Here is a 15,665-nt window from a genome sequence, read left to right on the forward strand (position 1 = left end):
GCGGCGTGAGCCCGGCCGGCCAAGGCGCGCCGCGCGGGCCGGGGGCTGAGCGGCGGGGGCATGGAGGGGCCCCGGAGGGGTCGACGTGGGGTCGACCCTGGTTGGTTCAACCCGAAGCCTCCAGCAACGCCGCGTCGTGCGCCTCGGCCCCGGGCCCGAGCGGCTGGCCGTAGGAGAACTCGACGTAGTTGCCGTCCGGGTCCTTGAGCGCGCAGAAATAAGCCACCGGATAGGGCAGCTCCTTGGGCGGCCAGGCGAGGTGCGCTCCGCCGCGGCGCGCGATCTCGTCGACCGCGGCGCGGCTCTCGAGCGCAAACCCGAAATGACTCATGTCCTCCGGCGCCTGCGGCGCGCGCTGGCCGCCCTCGATCATCACCAGGACGAACGTCCGCTCCTTCCCGTCCTCGGCGAGCCAGGCGACCCGCGTGCCGGCGTCGCTGCGCTCGTGAACCACCTTGAGCCCGCAGAACTCGCGATAAAAGGCGATCGTCGCGTCGAGGCTGCCTACGTGGAGCGCGACGTGGGTCATCATCGGTTTCATCATAAACTCCCCTTCTTTACTCCCCGGCAGCGTAGCAGACGAGCAGACGCGGGAGCAGCGGGGCCGCGCCCCGGCGCGTGATGCTCGGCGACGGCGTTGCCCTCATGCACACGCCGGGCTACACCATGGGGAATCACTCGCTCGTGGTGGACACCTCCGAGGGGCTCCGCGTGCGATGATCGCGAGGTGCCGCGCGCCCACGCTGCTGGGGATTCGGTCTCCGTCGTCGCGAGCAGCGACGGCCACGGACGTGGCGGGAGAGCGTTTCGGACGTCACTCCCAAAGACGCCTGCTCCTGTTGCGACGCGCACTGACCTGCTCTAACCCTGGGTTCCAGAGGCGCGTGGGCCTCAACGAGCTGGAGTGTGTGTCGTGGGCGCAGTCTGCCGCCGCCGGAGTCCCGCCCGTCGCGCAGCGCTCATCGCTTGCGCGGTGCGCCGGCGAATGGCTAGCTATGACGAGTCCCATCGGGAGGGAGCCATGCAGCTTAACGTGGGTAGCCCGCGCGCTGTCCAGAGCATCTACTTCCTCGCGATCGCCCCGGCGCTCTTCGCCTACTGCATGTCGGGCACGTTGCTCAGCGACGAGAGCATGTACGTCACCGCCGGGGCTCTGGCCCAGGACGGCGAGCTGTACGGCGATTTTGCCTATCTTCAAGCGCCGGTGCTGCCGCTCCTCTACGCCGCCCTGTTCCGGAGCGCTGCGCCGGGCCACGATTACCTCCACGTCGCGCGCGTGGTGACATTCTGCTTCCTGCTCACGGGCGTCGTCGCGATCTACGCGGCAACGCGGCGGCTGCTCGGCCCCTCCCACCGGGCGGCGCCCGCCCTCGCGGCCACGCTCTTCGCCGGCAACCATGTCATCGGGCAGCGCGCGGGGTCGTCGTGCAACGACATGGCAGCGCTCACCCTCTGCGTCGCGGGGGTGTGCTGCCTGCTCCCGCCCCCCGGGGCGCCCGCGCCTCCGCGCCTGGGCCGCGCGCTGCTGGCCGGGTTCCTCGTGGCCCTGGGGGTCTCGACCAAGATCTATCACGCGCCGCTCCTCGCGCTGTCACCCGTCCTGCTGCTCGCGTGCTCGCAGGCGGCTCCGCCGCGGGATCGCCTCGGGGCGCCGTTCCTCTCCTACCTCGGCGGCGCGATGCTCGGCCTGGCCCCCGTCCTCATCGAGCTCGCGCGCGAGGGGCGGGTCTTCGTGTTCAACGTGATCACGTATCACACGGTGAACTCGCGGTGGCGCGTCATGGAAAGTCACCATTATACCTCGCTGTCTGGCAAGGCGAGGGCCCTCTGGGACGTGCTGGCGATGCCGACGGCGGGCATGCTCGTCGCCCTCCTGGCGGCGCTGGTCCTCGTCGTTGCCTGGACCGCCTGGAGGGATCGACGTCCCCTTCGTACCGTGTTCCCGACCGACGCAGCCGCCCTGGCATCGCTCGCCGGCGCCGCCTTCGTGACCGCCCTCGTGACCTCTCCGGTCTGGGGACATTACTTCATGATGGTCGTCCCCTTGTCGCTGCTCGCCGGCGCCGCCTGTTATCGCTCGCTCGCGCAGCGCCCGGCGAGCCCCTGGCTGCGCGTCTGGTCGGCGCTCGCGATCGCCGTGGCCCTCTTCCACGGGGTCCGGCTCGCTCGCTACCTCCCGCACCTCGCGCGGCCCACCGGCTGGAGGCCGGCGGAGGTCCACGCCGAGGGCCTGAGGCTCCGCGACGCGATCGTCGCGGCGGGCGGCGCGCGCGCCGCGTCGGGGAGGGTGGCGACGCTCTTCCCTCTTTACGCCGTGGAAGGGGGCCTCCCCGTCTATCCGGAGCTCGCGACGGGCGCGTTCCTCTACCGCGTCGGCGACCTCGTCCCCGCATCCGTCCGTGCCGCCGTGGTGGCGACCTCACCCCTGACGATTGGTGAGCTCCTGGAGCGCGAGCCCCCTGGGGCCATCCTCGTCGGCTTCGAGACCGAGCACGGTCTCGAGGCCCCGCTCCTCCGGTACGCCCGCGAGCACCACTACCGCGAGGCAGCTGCGGGGGGCCTGAAAGGCACCCTCTACGTGCGGCCGGCGCCCGGGGGCGGCCCGATCGCGGACGGTGGAGCTACGCACTGAAGCCGGCCTCGGGATCTCGGCGCGCACTCGGCGAGGAGCGCCGCGGCGGCGCCTCACCGGCTCTTCTCGACGCAGCGCCGCTCCTCATCCTCGCCGCGGACGAAGCGCCCGGGTTAGCGCCGCGATCCCGCGGGCGCGCCAGCGGTAGGCCGTGCTGACCGGCGCGTCCTGCTGCTCGGCAGCCTCCTCCATCGACATCTCGAACATGTCGTGAGCTGCGATCACCGCGCCCTCGTGTTCGGGCAGCTGGTGCAAGGCCTCGAGGAAGGCCCGGCGCATCTCCTCGCGCTCGATGGTCTGATCGGGAGTCGGCGCCTCGTGTACCGCGTGCGGCGGGGCCGCAACGATCTCCTCGCGGTGCACCCGGGCACTCTCGAGGTGATGGCGGACGCGGTGATAGGCCAGCGCCCGCAGCCAGACACGAAGCGCCTCCGCGGGCTGCACGTCCGGGTCGGGGCGGTAGCGGCCCTCCTCCGAAGCCTCCCACGCTGCGAGGAGGACGTCTTGCGCGAGGTCTTTGACGTCCTCGCGTGTCGCCCGGGTACCTCGAAGGTAACGCGCGACGAGGGCGCGGACGAGGCCCACCTGCGCGGCGAGCTCGGCAGACGCAAGGCGCCTTGCCGCGAAGTCCCGCCCCGCGCGGTAGATGGCCGCGAGCGCGAAGAGGACGAGATGGCATAGCGCTACGTCGAATCCCGAGACCGCCATATGCTCGCCAGGTGGACCGCGATGAGGGCCATGAACATCACGATGAGGATCTGCTGGGCTCTCTGCCAGGTCAGGAAGATGTTGCCGCGGTAGGGCCCACCCGTGACCATCGCGAGCTCGACAGAGACGATGATGCCGGTTGCAACCGCCTTGAGCGACAGCGGCTCACGCGACCGAAACCAGACCAGGAGACATCCGAGCGACGCGCACATCGCCGCGAGCTCGACGGCCAGATAGAGACGCTGGAGGTCTGCGCCGCGCGGGTAGGTCGCCACCATGAAGGCCATGGCGGTTGCGTAGGCGATCAGGACGCCCCAGGGCCGGCGCTTCGTGAAGACCCAGATCGCGAGCGCGGCGACGCCGGCGGGCCAGGCGATGAACAGAGCGCCGTCGATATCGACCGCCACGCGCTCCCAACCGATGAACGGGATGGCCGCTGGATCAAGGCCCTGCGCCCGGATGGCGTCGCGCGCCGGCGCGATGACGAGCTCCCGCAGCGCGCGCCGACCGAGGTTCGCGAGCAGGTAGAGAGTCAGGAGCCAGGCGATCGGCCGGTGATCGGGCTTCCGACGCGCGATAGCCCACGCGAGCGCGGCCGCCCCCGCGGTCGCCGCATAGGCCAGGAGCACCAGGTTCATGGCCCAACCACCCGCCCCGCCGCCAGCGAAGGGCCGGACGTGGGGAGCAACATGCGGGCGAGGCTACTTGGCCAGGCCAAGGAGGCCAAAAACCCGAGGCAGATCAGCGGGAGGCGGCGAAGGGAGAGCGAGTCGGGCGGGCGCCGGAGCAGCCGGCGGAGAGGTGCCTTAGGAGCGCGGGCGCCGGTGGCGGCGCACGATGCCCAGCCCGAAGCCGAACACGGCCAGGAACTGCGCGAACCAATGGGAAACGATGTGGGGATCCGGCGGTTCGATGGAGAGCATGGCCGGGAGGGTACCAGGGCCGGTCCGCGGATGTCGTCCGTTTTCTTGGCCCGGCGGGTCGACCTGTGACACGCGCGCACGCGCGCGAGGCGACGCCGCTGTGTCAAGCGGGAGATCGTGCCCGAGTGACGACCTTCGCCGCACGCTCACCTCGACGGCGTCGCGACCGCCGATCGGACGCGCAGCGCGCGGAGGCTACCTGGGCTGCCGGCGGATGGGTGACGATTTCGTGAGAAAGGATCGGGGGTATCCGTAAGAGGCGCCAGGGCGGGCGCCAGCGGAGCACCGGTGCGCTGCGCGGCCAGCGCCACCGCGACGGAGCCGAGGAGCCGGCCTTCGTCCAGAAGTTCGCCTGCTGGTTCCCGCAGCTGCCGATCGAGGCCGCGCAACCGGACACGTCGGAGGAGCTCCGCCGTCGCCTGGCGAGGGGGGCACCGTACTCGCGCGCCTCCAGGCGCTGCGCCGCTGCGCGAGCGCCTGCGGCGGCCTGGATCCGCACTCCGCGCGGTGCCCCTGCACGGCAGCGTGGGCGACGGCGGAGGGGCGCTTCGCTGAGGGCTCGGGCTCGGGGCAGGAGGGAGGGCAACACGAGGTCGGCTGCCATGGAAAGCAGTCGGCCGGGCGATCTCAGGTAACGGCAGGATGGCGCTCTCCCTCCGTCGAGGGGAACCTTGGGTTTGGCAGACAAGGACCCAGAAAGGAGAGCGCCGATAAAGAGAACCAACGGATTGGACGTGCATGCCACCAGGGTCGCGAGAGGCTCGTGCGGTACTGCACCCGCACGGCCTTCGCGCTCGATCGAATCGAGCTCATGCCCGATGGGCGGATAGCGTACTTGCTGAAGACACCTCGGCGGGGACGCACTCACCGCGTCATGAGTCCAACGGAGTTCATGGCCCGGCTCGCGGCTTTGATTCCTACGCCGAAGCTCCCGCTTGTGAGGTACCATGGCGTGTTCGCGCCTCGCTCGTCGTTGCGCTCTCCCGCGACGCCCAAACCCCCCGCGCGCGCCGCGAAGCCTGAACCGTGCCCGGGCCACGTGCCTCGGCCCGCTGCACCCGCGCCTGCGCCTGCGCCTGCGCCTGCGTCGCCTGCACCAGCATCAGCGGGAGCCGCGACGCCCCACACGTGGTCGTCGCGTTCGTCTAGACTCGGCGCATGGTGGAACCGCTGTCGGAGGTCCGTCGGCTCGGAAGCCTGAGCTTCGCGAAGCGGGGGCGGGCGCTTGCCCTGCTCGCACGCGGCTGGGATCAGGCCACGGCCGATTCAGTCATGGCTGCGCTGGATGCGGGCGACGGCGACGAGCGGCGGCTGGCGCTGGACCTGGCGACCTATCGCCGGGACGTGGCGCGCATCGAGAGGGCGCTACGCGACCCCATGATGCGTCGGGCCGCGCTTTCCTCGGCGCGCCGGGTGCCGGTGTCGGACGAAGCGTTGCTCCAGGTGCTGCGCGAGGGGAATCGCCGCGAGGCCCGCGGGGTGGTCTTGATCATGCAAAGGCACCGTCTCGTCGCCCAGGCGACGGCGGTCATTCCCCTGGTCATCGCCAGGCATGGTGTGGGGCTCGCGACACGCCTCTTCGCGATATGCGATCTCGACACGCTGGAACATCACGCGGCCGAGCACGAGGCCGCGTGGCGCGAGCTGGTGACGCGCGCGCCGGAGCGGGGCCTTCGGGTGGCGCTGGCGACGAGGCGTAAGATCACGGCGGACGAGGGCACGCTGTTCTGCACCCGATTTCCCAGGGAGGCCGTGGCGCTGCTCGTGCGGCGGGATGCCTTGCATGCAAGGGCGATCCACGCCCTGGCGACGGCTTGCCCGGCCGAGCTGCTCGAGGTCCTGCGCCGGAACGACTGGACTGTCTCTCTCGCAAGCGGTCCGCTTCCCTCCGGATCGCCGCCGATCTCGACGCTGCCGGCCGAGGATGTGCTGGAGCTCCGGAGCCGGTGCCAGCCCCTCGACGCCTCCGCCGATCCGCTCTTCCGCTTCCTGCCCCTCACCGAGCGCGAACGTCTCCTTGGCGCTGAGCTGGAACAGGCAGCGAAGGCGGCATGGTCGCCCCGTCGTGGCATGGACGCGCGGCTGGCCACGATGCCACCGGCGAGCGTCACGCGGCTCACGGCGGCAGCCCTGAGTCCTCCCGTCGATCCGGACACCCGGCGCAAGCGGCTTCAGGCCATCGAGAAGCACCTCGACCTTGCCCAGCTGCGATCCGAGCACGAGGCGCTGGGCGCGGCCAGGGACCGGGGCGAGCGCGCGGCGCGGATGGTCGCGCTGGTGCGTTCGCTCCGCCGCGGCGCCGACCCGGCGACCTGCGCGTCCGTTCTCGCCGAGGTGGAGCCGGCATGGCATGGCTCCAGCCGCCATCTGGTCATGGCCGAGCTGGCCCAGCTGTCCGATCGTCAGGTCTCGGAGATCCCTGTGCAGACCTATAGGGACGCCCTGCTCACCACCGTGCAGTCGCGCGAGTCGAACGCAACCACCCTGGCCCAGGCCGAGCGGGCCGTGCACAAGGCCATCGGCGAAGCGATCCTCCGGGACAGCATCACGCGCGCGGCGCAGCTGCTCGGGCTCCTGGTTCAAATTCGCCTGGATCCCCGGGTGCGCTGGCGCGCCGATAAGGCGCCGGCGCCCGGCCAGAAGCCGTCGATGGAGGTTCTGCCCAGCCCGCTGCGCATCGCCGAAGGTCTCGCCGCCCAGCTCCATGCGGCCTACGAGGGCGTGCGCCTCGACGGCACCACACCCATGCTGGGACCGGTGGCGGTCGGTCGCTACGAGCCCGAGGCGGAGCGGCTCATCCTGGACCTGCTCCTCGGAAGAACACCGAAGACGCCGCTGCCTCCGCGCAAGCCCGTCACGTGCGGCGGGCCGCTGGACGAGGTGATGAGGTACGTCCCGGAGATCAGCTTGAAGGAGACTGCCCTGGTCGACGAGCTGCTGGATCGGGACGACACGACCGATCCCCACAAGACCGATCTGGTGGCGGTGATCTCACGATCGGCCCCCGGGCGGTGGACGCCCTCCCAGCGCAGGCGCTTCACGCAGCATCTCCTGCGGGTGGCGCGGGACGCCAGCCTCGATCTCTCGAGGCGCGTCAAGGCCATCGGCCGCGTCGAGGACGCGCCGCTGCTGCTCGAGCTGCTGCCGGGAGCGGCCGGGCCGGTCGCCGCCGCGATCCTGGCGCGGTGCGCCCGGATCGCTCCGCCGACCGCCGAGCTCCGGCGGCTGTTCCTGGAGCGCGCGCGAAGATCCGGCGTGGTGGGTCGCGCGGCGATGAGCGCCCTCAACGTGCTGTCCGAGCGCATGCCCGGCCCGCTCGATCTGGCGCCGTACCGTGAGCTGCTGCTGTCGAAGGACTGCGCGGTGGTCAACCGCAAGAACGCCGCCGGCAGGGTCTCAGCCGCCGCGACCGTGGAGGCTCGCGACCTCCTGATGGAGGCGTGGCGGTCCGAGGACCTGCACCCCAGCATCCGGCCGGACATCCTCGCGGGGTTGCTGCGCTTCGTCGACCAGGCCGACGTCCGACAGGTGCTGATCGACGGCATCACGACGGTGCCGGATACGTGGCCGCTGCTCAACCCCGGGTCGAGGCTCCTGTTCCCGAACGAGTCGCAGGCGCGACCCGCGGTGGCGCGCGGCTTCGTGGCCCTGGCCGAGGTGCTGGTCGAGTGCGGCGACGAGCGAATCGCTTCCACGGCAGCGGGCGTCTGCATTGCCCAGCATGACCTGTGCTCGGAGGGGCTCGGTCTGGCTACCAGGCTCCTCGCCGAGGCGCGCACCTCCGGCCGCGTCCTGGTCCAGACTGTCGACTCATTGAGCCGCCTTCCCGACGACGCCGGATTACCCCACTGGCAGGCGGCGCTGGCCCGGCTCGTCGCCGCAGCGAGCGGCAGTCGGACCTGGGCCGCGGCCCGACTGGCACGGCTCGCGCCCAGGCCACGGGCGTTCCGGATTGCGCTCGGCCTGGCTCAGAAGGCTGCAGGCCTGCGCCTCATCGCTGCCGCCTCGCTGAAGGAGATCCTCGACGTCGATCTTGTCGAGGTCAGGTTCGCCAAGGAGCTATGGTCGGAGTATCTGGCCCTTGTAGACGAACAGCCTGCGCGTCGGATCCCCTCCACCGGCAAGCTGAAGGACTCCGGGCTCGCAGCCTCCCTGATCGATTGGCTCATCCAGCATGGCGGGCTGGCGGCCGCGCTGTCGGCTGCCGAGCTGTCGCTGCAGGTCGAGAAGCAACTCCGAGACAGCCCCGCATGGCGCGCTCGGCTCGACGCCATCCGCGCAATGCACGCCGACGCCGCCGAGCGCTTGCTGCTGGCGGACGCCTAGCTTCGATTCGCGCGGCCGGCGTCGGCGTGGTCTGCGGGATGGGGGTTGCGTTTCATTGCCGGTGACGGACGCAACCCCGGTTGCCGATTGACGCGCGGCTGCGGTCGGCGTTGCATGAGCCATGGACCACTCCGCTCCCAACCCGTATCAACCGCCGACCTCGCTCGAGCCGATGGCTGACTCGGAGCGAGCCTACGATGGCAGCGCGTCGCGCATGTCGCGCTTCTGGGCGGCGATGATCGACGGGGTTCTGGCCATCATCATCATCGTCCCGCTGCAGTATTTTGCCGGCGTCTATCGCGACTTTCCGAAGGTCTCCGAGCCGCCGTTTCCGCAGTCGTTGTTGTGGGGGCTGGCGGGGTTCGCGATCACCCTGGTTCTGCACGGCACGTTCCTCGCCCGCAGCGCGCAGACCATCGGCAAGAAGACGCTGGGCATACAGATCGTCAACGCCAGCGACGGCAAGCGCGCGGCCTTCGGCACGATCGTCGTGCGGCGGCTCCTGCCGATGTCGGTCGTGGCTCTGATCCCGTACGTGGGCGGCGTCCTCGGCATCGTCAACGTGTTGTTCATCTTTCGCAAGGATCGGCGCTGCGTGCATGATCACATCGCGGGCACCCGCGTCGTGAAGCTGGACCGAAGCGAGTAGGCCCGAGCGGCATACGAGCGAGCGGCGGGCGCGCAGCCGCTACGAGCACGCGCACGTAGCATCAGCTTCTTCGAAGGTCTTTCCGGCGGCCCGGAGCCGGCGGGCTTCCAGAAGTGCGCCGGCTGCAATACCTCATGTGAAGCGGTGTCCAATGCAGCGAGTTACGATCTCGCCGCCGGCGATTACCGGTTCTTCATCCGGAACGACATCTATTCGACCGTTCGCTTCGTCCTCGCGCCCGTCGCCGCGCCCTGACCCGCGCCCCATATCGTACCCGGAAGGCGCCGTCCGGAGAGGCGCCGCAGGCAGGCCAGCCGCTGGCCGTCGCGCTGCAGAGGACGCGAGCGGTCCACTCCGGCCTCAGAACCGCATTCCCCTGTCAGGGATCCAGCCGCACCGCGATCGCGTGCCGGATCGGCCCTCGCGGCGCCATCTCGCGCGCGCCGCCGTCCTCGCGCCACGCCACGCCGGTCGAGGGTCCGCCGTCCAGGTTGAGGGCCTGCTCGCATCCGCGCGCCACCAGCATGTCGGCGAGCAGCCCCAGCGTGGGCCCGCTCTGCGCCATGTCCCCGCGCGCGACGATGGCCTCCATGCGCCGCCCCCTGTCGAGCACGCACAGCGCGGTCCGCTCCGCCCGCGGGCCGCCGTCGCTGCGCACGTTCCGGCTGCCGGAGAGCACCAGCCGCGGCAGCCCCTGCACCGCGAGGTGAGCGCCGGGCGAAAGGACGAACCCGGCGGCGTCGTGCAGGGCGGCGCGGCCGCCGGAGACCACCAGCACGCCGCCCCCGAGCGAGGGCGCGAGCGGCGCGAGCTCCCGGCCATCGACCACGACGAGCCCCTCGGGTCTCCTCTGTCGATCGAAGAAGCCACCGTTGATGACGAACGACGCGCGGGTGCGTTCGAGCACCCCTGCCACGTCGCGCGACATCGCGACGTCGACGACCTCGAAATGGGCGTTCGCGAGGCGGAACGCGAAGACATGGACGCGGTAGTCCTCTCCCTCGACGGTCATCACCTCGGGCTGGACGGGGGCGCCGGCCGCCGGGCCCTCCGGGCGGGAAAGCGTCGCGGGAGCGGGCGGCGGGGGCTCCGCAGGAGCGGGCGCGCTCGGCGCAGCTGGAGCGAGCACGCTCGCCCCCGGGAGAGCGGGCGCGCTCGGCGCGGGGCGCCGCGACGCGAGCGCAGCGGCGCCGAGGAGCGCGAGCCCCGCCATCGACAGAAGCGCCTTCGGGGAAGCGCGGAGCGTCACGACCCTGCTCTGCTCGGTCTCTGTGCGATCTCTACCGCTTCGCGAGCAGCGCCTCGATTCGGGGCTGATCGACGCCGTAGATCTCCGCGAGCCGCGGGACGCGATCCGATGCCGGCAAGGTCAGCGCGCGCCGCAGCGGCTCGTGAGGATGGTGATCGAGCACCCAACCCCCGAGCTGCCGGCGGATTTCTGCTTCGCATACGCCCTCCACGACCTCGACGCCCCCTCCGCGCAGGATGCGAACGCCTTCGCCGTCGACGCGCGGGTTCGGGTCGTTCATCCCGATCACGACGCGGGCCACGCCGCGCTCGATGATCGATCGCGAGCACGCCGGCGTGCGGCCGTGGAACGAGCAGGGCTCGAGGGTCGAATAGAGCGTCGCTCCGACCACGCTGAGTCCGCGCGCGTGCGCCGCGCGTGCCGCGGCGATCTCCGCGTGATCTTCACCCGGCCCCAGGGTATGCCCGCTGCCGAGGAGCTCCCCGGCGGCGCTCACGATCGCGCAGCCGACCCAAGGGTTGTCGCCCGTTCCTCCGCGCGCCCGCTCGGCCTCCTCGATCGCCAGGCGCATCCATTTCTCAACGTCGTTGCTCATCCTGATCTCGGTCTTGCCCTCGGGCGGCTGCTCGACGGGGAGTTGTTCGCAACGTCGCGCTACGTCGCGTGGGCCGCGCTCATGAAACGCACGTTCACCACGTCATGAGCTGGTCGCGAATCCAGCTGGCCCGCCTGCGGAGAAAGTCCTTGAGCAGGCTGATCTCGGCGTCGTGGGACCCATTGAGAGGCGGGGAATCCGGCCAGCGCGCGAAGTTCCTCTCCACGGCCGGAGCTCCCGCCTTGCGCACCAGGCCGTCCACCATGGCGTCGAGCTTGTCGCGCGCGAGCTCGCCCTGGAGCAGCGCCAAAAAACGTGCCTTGTACCGCGCCTTGAACGCCGGATCGCGGAACAGCGACCCCCACCAGCCCTCCGTGAAGTAGTCGGTCCCGTCGGAGCCCTCGAGCTTCCACTCCTCCGGCTCGAACGCGCGTTCATCGTAGGGCGTTCCGAGGCTCCGGTCGAAGTCCCACACGGGACCGGCCGAGAGGAGGCCCTGTCGATCTTTGAAGAAGTACGTGCTGATCCGCAGGGCATCGACGTTCTTCGTCAGGGCGTTGATGATGTTGTGGTCGATGAAGGCGTCTTGATCGATGAAGCTCGAATAGTGTTTGCCGCTGCTGGGCTGCTTGAAGTCATCCGCGTCGACGGCCTGACCGAAGTCGTCGATGTAACCGCGAATGTAGTCGAGCTGCGGCCTTCGCGCGGGGGCCAGCATGTCCTCGGGATCGGGGTACACGAACTGGAGGTCCTGGCCGGCGGCCTTGAATTGATCGTCGCCCTTGTCGATGCGCAAGAGGAAGCCGCCGGTCACGTTCGGCTCCGTGAGATCGTCGGCCGAGAGCTTGGCCACCGGGACACGATCCCGACCGCGCTTGATCTTCTCGATCGCCGTGTAGAACCCGAGGAAGCTCTTCTTCGCCACGTCGGCCCCCGAGTCGACGAGGAACACCTCGACGAAGCTCGTGCGCGGCGCGTACCGGCCGATGCGGTTGCTCATCTCGAAGGCGAGCGCATTGCGGATCAGCGAGCGGTCGAAGCTCACCGGATCGCTGAGCACCCAGTCGGAGTCCGCCGGCATCCCCAGGAACTCCCGGTCGAGATCGGTGTCCAGAGCGTCGTCACGAAATTCGACGGCGTATTGCTTCTTCGGAAACTCGCGGGACGTCGCGCCGCGGACGTGGATGCCGATGCGGCCATCGAAGCTCGCGCGGCCCAGGAGCCTGGTTTGCCCGGCGTTGGGATCGAGCAGCATGAACGTGGCCGGGACGAACTCGGTTCCGAGCGGGTCGAGCTGCTTCGACTCGAAGGTGTGGATCACGACGATCGGCAACTCCGAGCTGAACTCCGCGCTATCGGCGGCGACCTTGAAATACGCCTCGCTCGCGATCGGCCCGAGGAGGTCGGCCCCGTCGCTGCCCGCCCCCCCGTTGCCTCCCGCCCCCTCGTTGCCCCCCGCCCCCCCGTTGCCCCCCGCCCCGGAAGGCGCGGCGTGAGGGACGACGGCGAGGGCGCGCACCCGCGTGGACGCGGTGAGCACGAGCGGCTCGACGTAGACCGGCGAGCTCGCGGTGGGCAGCGAGCCGTCGGTCGTGAAGTGCACCGCGGCGCGCTCATCCTCGACCGTGAGCTCCACGGGCTCGGACGCCTGGAAGGTGCCTCCCTTCGGCGTGAACACGACGGCCAGCGACTTCGGGGCAGGCGCAGGCGGTTTCCCGTCATCGCTCGCCCCGCTCGCCTCGCTCGCCTTGCTTGCCTCGCTCGAGCAGCCCCCGAGCGAGGCCAACACGAACACCCCCGCGATCCGCAGCGCTGCGAGCTTCGACACGTAGAACATTCCCGCACAGTTTACTCGGGTCGCTCGTGATTTCGAACGAGCGCGTGATGGGTCTCGCGTCCTCCTCGAATCGAGCCGAAATCCAGGCCTTTCCCGCGCGTGTCGCATGGTTCGCGATGAGTAGGTAGGATGCCGCGCGGGGCGGGGGCTGAGCGGCGGGGGCACGGAGGCGAGCGCGTCCCGGTCCTCGCGCGTCTCGATCCGCGAAAACCGCGGGGCGAGCGTGCGCGAGCCGACCTTGCGCAGCGCCACACCGGCGGGCTCGAACAGCCGGACCGCCTCGGCGATCTGCGCGTCGATCCAGGCGTCGTCGCGCACCGGCTTCCCCGCCTCCTCCTCCGTCACCGCGATCGAGAGGGGAAACGCCGGGAGGGGCGCGGGCACGCGCCCCGCCGCGCGGGCCAGGCCCGGGGCGAGCGCGCCGGCGGAGAACAGGCCGGCTGCGGCGATCACGGCGCGGCGGGACATCATGGACAAGGCCCTGTACCATCACCGGCCGACGATCGCGAAGCCGTGCGAGGGAGACCCGCGCGAAGCACGTGACCGTGAGGCACGTTCCAGATAGGCTCTCCTTCGCTCGCGTGGTACTCGGCTGGAGCACGGTCCTGCGCGATGCGAACAGCGGCGCGCTCCGGAGGTCATCGATGTTGAACACAGGGGTTGTCGTGCTCGATGCCCGCCTGCGGCGAGAGCAACAAGAAGCGGCAGCGGCGCTGCCCGAAGCCGCGTTCGGCGACGGCGGCGCGGCGCATCGAGGCTAGCGGGAGCATCGATGGCACTCCCCTCGACGCGAATGGACTTCCGCATCGACCTCTCGCACGTCGATCGCGGCCGCGAGGCGAGCGAGCGGGTGATCGTCGCCCGCCACCCGTCGGAGAGCGCCGAGCACGTCATGCTGCGGGTGCTCGCGTATTGCCTCTTTCACGAGGAGGGCCTCGCCTTCGGCCCAGGGCTCGCCGACGCCGAGGGGGCGGACCTCTGGACGCGCGATCCCGCGGGCCGCGTCCTCACCTGGATCGAGTGCGGCGCGGCGCCGTTCGAGAAGCTCAAGAGAGTCGTGCAGCACAACGCGGGCGTGGCCGTTCACGCGCTCTTTTCGGACGCGCGCCGGCGCGACGAGCTCGTGTCCGGCGCGCGTGAGGCCGCCTCGCGCGCGAGCAAGGTCACCGGCGCGATCTCGCTCTCCACCGTCGACCACCGCCTCGTCGCAGCGCTCGCGGAGAACACGGGTTTGCGGCGCCAATGGGCGGTCACGATCGTGGGCGATCACCTCTATATCGAGGCCGACGGCAGCACGCTCGACGGCGAGGTCGTCCGCTCGCGGCTCGAAGAGCCGTGATCGCGTCGAGACAAAGGGCCCGGTCCTAGCCTCCGGAGCGCTCGGCTGCTCTGGCAGGCGCACGGCAGGTCGTCAGCCTGCCTCACCTCGCCCACGCCGCGCCGGTCGGAAACTCGAACCGATCGAGCGACTCGGGCCTCATGGTGGTGCTGTACCCCGGCGCGGTGGGCGGCATGTACCGGCCAGCCTGGACGACGACCGGATCGACGAAGTGCTCGTGGAGGTGATCCACATGCTCCAGGATGCGATCCTCGAGCGACGCGCTCACGGAGATGTAGTCGAAGAGCGAGATGTGCTGCATGATCTCCGAGAGGCCGACCCCGCCGGTGTGAGGGCAGACCGGGACGCCGAACTTGGCCGCCATGAGCAGCACGGCGAGCACCTCGTTGACGCCGCCCAGCCGGGCGCCGTCCGCCTGGCAGAACCGGATCGCGTCCGCCTGGAACATCTGCTTGAACATGACGCGATTGTGGGTGTGCTCCCCCGTCGCCACGCCGATCGGCGCGATCGCCCTGGCGATCGCGGCGTGGCCGAGGATGTCGTCGGGGCTCGTGGGCTCCTCGATCCACCACGGATCGAACGCGGCGAGGCGCCGCATGCTGGCGATGGCCTGGCCCACGTCCCACACCTGGTTGGCATCCATCATGAGCCGGCGCTGCGCCCCGATCTCCTCCCGGATGATCTGCGCCCGGCGGACGTCGTCATCGATGCTCGCGCCGACCTTGATCTTGAAATGCGAGAAGCCGCGCGCGAGCGCCTCGCGGCAGAGCTCGCGCAGCTTGTCGTCGGAGTAGCCGATCCACCCTGCCGACGTCGTGTAGGCGGGAAAGCCGTGCTGCCGCATCTCGTCTTCCCGCGCCGCGCGGGTAGGCGCGTTCCGGCGAAGGATCTCGAGCGCCTCCTCGGGGCTCAGCACGTCCGTGATGTAGCGGAAGCTGACGCAGCGGACGAGCTCCTCCGGGGTCATGTCCACGAGCAGCTTCCAGAGCGGTTTGCCCGCGGTCTTCGCCCACAGATCCCAGGCGGCGTTGACGACGGCGGCCGTCGCCAGGTGGATGATCCCCTTCTCCGGGCCGACCCAGCGGAGCTGGCTGTCGCCGGTGATCTCGTCCCAGAAAGCGCCCATGTCGGCCGTCACGGCGTCGACGCGCCTGCCCACGAGCAGGGGGCGGAGCGCGTCGATCGCCGCCACGCAGAGCTCGTTTCCACGGCCGATCGTGAAGGTCAGGCCATGCCCCTCGATCTGCTCCGGGCCATCGGTCTCGAGCACGACGTAGGCCGCCGAGTAGTCCGGCCTCGGGTTCATGGCGTCCGAGCCGGCGAGAGAGCGCGAGGTCGGAAAGCGGATGTCGCGGGCGATGACATCGGTGATGTACACGGACATGGGGTCCCCCTTCGTGTGGGCTA

The 15,665-nt window shown here is 70.5% G+C and carries 13 protein-coding genes; 5 read left to right on the plus strand and 8 right to left on the minus strand.

Annotated elements, in window-relative coordinates:
- Window positions 1-106: 106 nt before the first annotated feature.
- Window positions 107-541: a VOC family protein gene (locus WMF12_RS43715; RefSeq protein WP_437854617.1), complete on the minus strand. Its 435-nt coding sequence runs from the start codon at window positions 539-541 to the stop codon at window positions 107-109.
- A gap of 480 nt (window positions 542-1,021) precedes the next feature.
- Between WMF12_RS43715 and WMF12_RS43720 the strand changes: the two genes are divergently transcribed.
- Window positions 1,022-2,632: a hypothetical protein gene (locus tag WMF12_RS43720; protein ID WP_437854618.1), complete on the plus strand. Its 1,611-nt coding sequence runs from the start codon at window positions 1,022-1,024 to the stop codon at window positions 2,630-2,632.
- An 84-nt stretch (window positions 2,633-2,716) separates the two neighbouring features.
- On the opposite strand, the gene WMF12_RS43725 is transcribed toward WMF12_RS43720, so the two are convergent.
- Together WMF12_RS43725 and WMF12_RS43730 are read right to left on the minus strand one after the other, a co-directional pair.
- Window positions 2,717-3,340 carry an RNA polymerase sigma factor gene (locus WMF12_RS43725; RefSeq protein WP_437854619.1) on the minus strand — a complete coding sequence of 208 codons (624 nt, stop codon included), beginning with the start codon at window positions 3,338-3,340 and terminating at the stop codon, window positions 2,717-2,719.
- Complete coding sequence (locus tag WMF12_RS43730; RefSeq protein ID WP_437854620.1) at window positions 3,316-3,978, minus strand: hypothetical protein; 663 nt, start codon at window positions 3,976-3,978, stop codon at window positions 3,316-3,318. The genes WMF12_RS43725 and WMF12_RS43730 overlap by 25 nt, the downstream gene beginning before the upstream one ends.
- 1,048 nt (window positions 3,979-5,026) lie before the next feature.
- On the opposite strand from WMF12_RS43730, the gene WMF12_RS43735 reads away from it, so the two are divergent.
- The 3 genes from WMF12_RS43735 (at window position 5,027) to WMF12_RS43745 (ending at window position 9,238) form a co-directional block, all read left to right on the plus strand.
- Window positions 5,027-5,464 carry a transposase gene (locus tag WMF12_RS43735; protein ID WP_437854621.1) on the plus strand — a complete coding sequence of 146 codons (438 nt, stop codon included), beginning with the start codon at window positions 5,027-5,029 and terminating at the stop codon, window positions 5,462-5,464.
- Window positions 5,422-8,589: a hypothetical protein gene (locus WMF12_RS43740; protein WP_437854622.1), complete on the plus strand. Its 3,168-nt coding sequence runs from the start codon at window positions 5,422-5,424 to the stop codon at window positions 8,587-8,589. Before WMF12_RS43735 ends, WMF12_RS43740 begins: the two co-directional genes overlap by 43 nt.
- Before the next feature lie 121 nt (window positions 8,590-8,710).
- Window positions 8,711-9,238 carry an RDD family protein gene (locus WMF12_RS43745; protein WP_437854623.1) on the plus strand — a complete coding sequence of 176 codons (528 nt, stop codon included), beginning with the start codon at window positions 8,711-8,713 and terminating at the stop codon, window positions 9,236-9,238.
- Between the two features lie 379 nt (window positions 9,239-9,617).
- Here the strand turns inward: WMF12_RS43745 and WMF12_RS43750 are convergent, their stop codons facing one another.
- The 4 genes from WMF12_RS43750 to WMF12_RS43765 all read right to left on the minus strand — a co-directional run bounded on the left by WMF12_RS43750 (window position 9,618) and on the right by WMF12_RS43765 (window position 13,689).
- Window positions 9,618-10,487 (minus strand): phosphodiester glycosidase family protein, encoded by an 870-nt coding sequence (locus WMF12_RS43750; RefSeq protein ID WP_437854624.1) that lies wholly within the window; start codon window positions 10,485-10,487, stop codon window positions 9,618-9,620.
- Window positions 10,488-10,518: 31 nt separating this feature from the next.
- The gene (locus WMF12_RS43755) at window positions 10,519-11,082 is read right to left on the minus strand and encodes a deaminase (RefSeq protein WP_437854625.1); all 564 of its coding nucleotides are present in this window, start codon (window positions 11,080-11,082) and stop codon (window positions 10,519-10,521) included.
- A gap of 94 nt (window positions 11,083-11,176) precedes the next feature.
- The gene (locus WMF12_RS43760) at window positions 11,177-13,390 is read right to left on the minus strand and encodes a CotH kinase family protein (RefSeq protein ID WP_437854626.1); all 2,214 of its coding nucleotides are present in this window, start codon (window positions 13,388-13,390) and stop codon (window positions 11,177-11,179) included.
- A gap of 167 nt (window positions 13,391-13,557) precedes the next feature.
- Complete coding sequence (locus WMF12_RS43765; protein ID WP_437742644.1) at window positions 13,558-13,689, minus strand: hypothetical protein; 132 nt, start codon at window positions 13,687-13,689, stop codon at window positions 13,558-13,560.
- 2 nt (window positions 13,690-13,691) lie between these two features.
- Between WMF12_RS43765 and WMF12_RS43770 the strand changes: the two genes are divergently transcribed.
- Entirely contained in the window at window positions 13,692-14,258 is a 567-nt protein-coding gene (locus tag WMF12_RS43770; protein WP_437326062.1) for a YaeQ family protein, read from the plus strand.
- An 82-nt stretch (window positions 14,259-14,340) separates the two neighbouring features.
- Here WMF12_RS43770 and WMF12_RS43775 read toward each other — a convergent pair whose 3' ends face one another.
- Window positions 14,341-15,642, minus strand: a complete 1,302-nt coding sequence (locus WMF12_RS43775) for an L-fuconate dehydratase (RefSeq protein WP_437854627.1) — start codon at window positions 15,640-15,642, stop codon at window positions 14,341-14,343.
- Between the last annotated feature and the right edge of the window lie 23 nt (window positions 15,643-15,665).

Origin of the sequence: Sorangium sp. So ce363 (assembly GCF_051520435.1) — a bacterium.
Lineage (GTDB): Bacteria > Myxococcota_A > Polyangia > Polyangiales > Polyangiaceae > Sorangium > Sorangium cellulosum_B.